Here is a 3,567-nt window from a genome sequence, read left to right as displayed (position 1 = left end):
CTTCGGCAAGCCCGGCACCAGATAGGCCCGCGCCCAGCCGCCGCGCACGAGCCGTTCGTTCAGCGACGCCAGATCGCCCTCCAGCGTGACAATCGCGCCGAAACGCCCGCTGCGATCCGGCCCCATCAAGCTGCTGGTACTCGCCATGCGCCCCACCGCATCGGCGGCGAGCGCGGCTTCCGCTTCCGCCGCCCCCGGTTCTCCCGGGCTGGTATCGGTTCCCGGTTGCGGTCCCCACAGCCCCAGCAGCCAGAGCTGTTGACCTTCGGCCAGGGTGAGCGTTTGCCCCGCGACCGAAGTGATTTTCTGAGGGGTTGCGGGGGAAATACCAGGGATAAGAAGAAGAAACGCAATAAAAAACCCTGTGAACCGTCTCATTTGGCAGAACTCTGGTTTCGGTTAACTTTATGCCCGCAAGGCTTAGCGGCTTTGCGTCGATTGAGTCGCCAATCCCAGCCGGAGACAGAAATATGCGTCCAGTTCAGGTAAACCGCCGCGCCTTCTTGACCGGCCTGACCGCCGCCGCCTTGTGCCCGCTCTGCACCAGCGGTACCGCTTGGGGCGAAACCGCGCCCGCCCATCCCGGCAGCGAGGCTCATTGGAGCTATCATGGCATGGAAGGGCCGCAGCAGTGGGGGAAACTTAAGCCCGACTTTAAAGCCTGTGAAGTGGGCGTTGAACAAAGCCCCTTGGACCTGAAGGAGGGGATTCGCGCCGAGTTGGGCGGTCTTTATGTCGAGTATCGTGAATCGGCGGCGGGTATTATCAATAACGGCCATACGATTCAGGTGAATGTTCCCGCCGGGAGCCGCTTGATCGTTGGGCGCAAAAACTACAGCCTGGTTCAGGCGCATTTCCATCATCCCAGCGAACATAAGCTGAATGGCAAATCCTTTCCGCTCGAATGCCATTTCGTCCATAAGTCCGAAGCGGGCGAACTCGCCGTTCTCGGTGTGTTCATTGAAGAGGGGGCCGAAAATGCCACCCTCAAGCAGGTTTTCGCCAATTTGCCGAAACCCGGCCCGGAGCAACCGCTGGGTGAACCGCTCCGTTTCGATGGGCTTTTGCCTGACGATCGCGCCTTTTACCGCTATGCGGGGTCGTTGACGACGCCGCCCTGCACGGAAGGCATTCTCTGGTCGGTTTTCCGCCGTCCGGTGCGGGCGTCGAAAGCGCAAATTCAGGCCTTTGCTGCGCTTTTTCCGCTCAATGCCCGTCCGATTCAGTCGCAGAACCGGCGTTTTTTGCTTGAAACCCTATGATTTAAGCGTGTTCTGTGAGGGGGGAGGCGACTGCCTCCCTCTTGCAGCGGAGACTCCTTGAATGCAGACCGACCTCTTCCCCCCGATCGACCCCCATCGCCACGGCATGTTGGCGCGGGGCGATATTCATCGGGTTTATTGGGAAGAATGCGGCAATCCCCAAGGCCTCCCCGTGCTGTTTTTGCACGGCGGGCCGGGGGCGGGGGCCTCGCCGACCCATCGGCGGTTTTTCGATCCCGACGCTTATCGCATTATTCTGTTCGATCAGCGCGGTTGCGGCCGCTCGCGCCCGACCGCCGAGGTGCGGGAGAATTCTACCCAAACCCTGATTGGCGATATCGAAGCCTTGCGCCTCGAACTCGGGGTGGACCGTTGGCTGGTTTTCGGCGGCTCGTGGGGGTCCACCTTGGCGCTCGCCTATGGGCAGGCGCACCCCGATCATTGCCTGGGCTTCGTGCTGCGCGGCATTTTTCTGGGTCGGCGCTCGGAGGTCGATTGGTTCCTCACCGGCATCCGCCAGATTTTCCCCGATGCTTGGCAGGATTTCGTCGCAGCGCTCCCCGAAGCCGAACAGGGGCAGCGCACGCCGCAAGAACTGCTCACGGCCTATTACCGCCGCCTTACCGACCCGGACCCGGCGATCCATCTGCCCGTCGCCCACGCCTGGAGCCAGTTCGAAACCCGCGCCTCCACCCTGCTGCCCGCGCCCGACCTGCCGCAGGAGCCGAATGGCGCAACGCTGGCCATCAGCCGCTTGGAGGCCCATTATTTCGTCCATGATCTGTTTATGGCGGAAGGGCAGTTGCTCACCCAAATCGGCCGCATCCGCCGCCTGCCCTGTACCATCGTCCAGGGCCGCTACGACACGGTCTGCCCAGCGGTATCGGCCTATGAGCTGAAACAAGCTTGGCCGGAAGCCGATCTGGTGATAATCCCCGATGCGGGTCACGCCGCCCTCGAACCCGGCATCCGCGCCGCCCTGGTGCGGGCAACCGAACGCTATAAGCTGGAATTGGCCTCTCTCGTTGCCCCTTAAGCCATCATCCCGTATAAAGCTTGCGGGTCGGTCCCCGTAGCTCAGCAGGATAGAGCGGCAGCCTCCTAAGCTGCAGGCCGTGGGTTCGAATCCCGCCGGGGACGCCAATTACCTTCAAAGCCTAAAATACGGCGGTCCGTCGCACGCCCCCGAACCGTTCCGCATGCGCGGAACGGTAATTAATGGCCCTGCCCTAATTGGTCGGCGGCAAGAAGCTGCCCGGCGCCGGGGCGATTTGTTTGTGGGGGCCGCGTTGGATTTCCCACACGGCAAGGCCGCGTTCGCTGCTGCCGTCCATATTCAGGCGGAACAGGCCTTCGACCCCGGCAAAACCATTGGGATTGGTCAGGGTCGAATCGGAGAAGTTCGGGCCGTTGGTGAGCTTGCCGATCACGGCGGTCAGCGCCACGGCGTCATAGGCGAGCGACGACAGCCGGTTCGGCACCGAACCGTAAGCCGCCTTGTATTTTTCCTCGAACGGCCCACGCCCGGCGGGGTCGGGGGCGGCGTACCAGGCACCGACGAAGCCGGGTTCGGCCCCCAGCGATTGATCGTCCCACTGCGGCATACCGACGAGGCGCACGTCTTTGACGTCGATATCATAATAGGGAATCCACGGCCCCATCTGCTTCAGGCGCGGCACCGAGAGTTCGCCGATCACCAGCACTTGATAGGAGGGCGGCGGCGGCGGATCGGCGCGGCGGCGGTCGTATTCCGCCGTGCGCCGCACGATGCCTTGGAAATCGGTCGCGGTCGCCGGATAGCTATCGGCCCGCACGAGGCTGCCGCCCAGTTGCGGCAGGCTGCGTTCCAGGCTGGCGGTGAGTTGGCGGCCGATGGGGGCATCGGGCACCAGGGCCGCATAGCGGGTTGCGCCCTTTTCCCGCGTAATCGCAATCGCGCGCTGCAAGGCCTGCACGGGCGAGAGGCCGAGCACATAGACGCCGGTCTGCGCGACCGAGCGATCATTGGAGAAGCTGATGACGGAGAGGCCTGCGGCTTTGGCAATCGGCGCAACCTCGGCCACCTGGGCGGCGAACAGCGGCCCGATGATGATATGCGCCCCGGCGGCAACGGCGGCTTGGGCGGCGGCGGCGGCCCCGTCTTTCTCGGTATCGAAGGGCAGCAGCTTAAAGCCGTTCGGCGCGTGATCGAAGACGGCGAGCTGCGCCGCTTCCACCAACCTTGCCCCAACCGCTTGCGCGCGGCCCGTGGTTGGGGCGAGCAGGGCGACGCGAATATCGGGCTTCGGTGCCGGGGCCGAGGGGA

General features: G+C 63.7%; 4 protein-coding genes and 1 tRNA gene. 3 read left to right on the top strand and 2 right to left on the bottom strand.

Translation table 11 applies throughout. The features are described 5' to 3' along the window. A partial coding sequence (locus VZ95_RS15175; RefSeq protein WP_045776607.1) for a hypothetical protein occupies positions 1-378 on the bottom strand: 378 nt, incomplete at its 3' end. A 92-nt stretch (positions 379-470) separates the two neighbouring features. Between VZ95_RS15175 and VZ95_RS15170 the strand changes: the two genes are divergently transcribed. The 3 genes from VZ95_RS15170 (at position 471) to VZ95_RS15160 (ending at position 2,405) form a co-directional block, all read left to right on the top strand. Then, positions 471-1,262, top strand: coding sequence for a carbonic anhydrase (locus VZ95_RS15170; RefSeq protein WP_045776606.1), 792 nt, complete (start codon positions 471-473; stop codon positions 1,260-1,262). Positions 1,263-1,323: 61 nt separating this feature from the next. Continuing rightward, positions 1,324-2,298, top strand: a complete 975-nt coding sequence (gene pip / locus VZ95_RS15165) for a prolyl aminopeptidase (protein ID WP_045776605.1) — start codon at positions 1,324-1,326, stop codon at positions 2,296-2,298. Between the two features lie 30 nt (positions 2,299-2,328). Then, positions 2,329-2,405 (top strand) — tRNA-Arg (locus VZ95_RS15160). An 86-nt stretch (positions 2,406-2,491) separates the two neighbouring features. On the opposite strand, the gene VZ95_RS15155 is transcribed toward VZ95_RS15160, so the two are convergent. Next, positions 2,492-3,567, bottom strand: a 1,076-nt coding sequence (locus VZ95_RS15155; protein WP_045776604.1) for a penicillin-binding protein activator, incomplete at its 5' end; no start/stop codon positions are given.

This window comes from Elstera litoralis (genome assembly GCF_000963705.1).
Classification (GTDB): domain Bacteria; phylum Pseudomonadota; class Alphaproteobacteria; order Elsterales; family Elsteraceae; genus Elstera; species Elstera litoralis.
This window is presented reverse-complemented; position numbering and strand designations above follow the sequence as displayed.

Bases quoted from the DNA above. Each gene is read 5' to 3' on its own strand.
- VZ95_RS15170 (WP_045776606.1), top strand. From the start codon at position 471: ATGCGTCCAGTTCAGGTAAACCGCCGCGCCTTCTTGACCGGCCTGACC.
- pip (WP_045776605.1), top strand. From the start codon at position 1,324: ATGCAGACCGACCTCTTCCCCCCGATCGACCCCCATCGCCACGGCATG.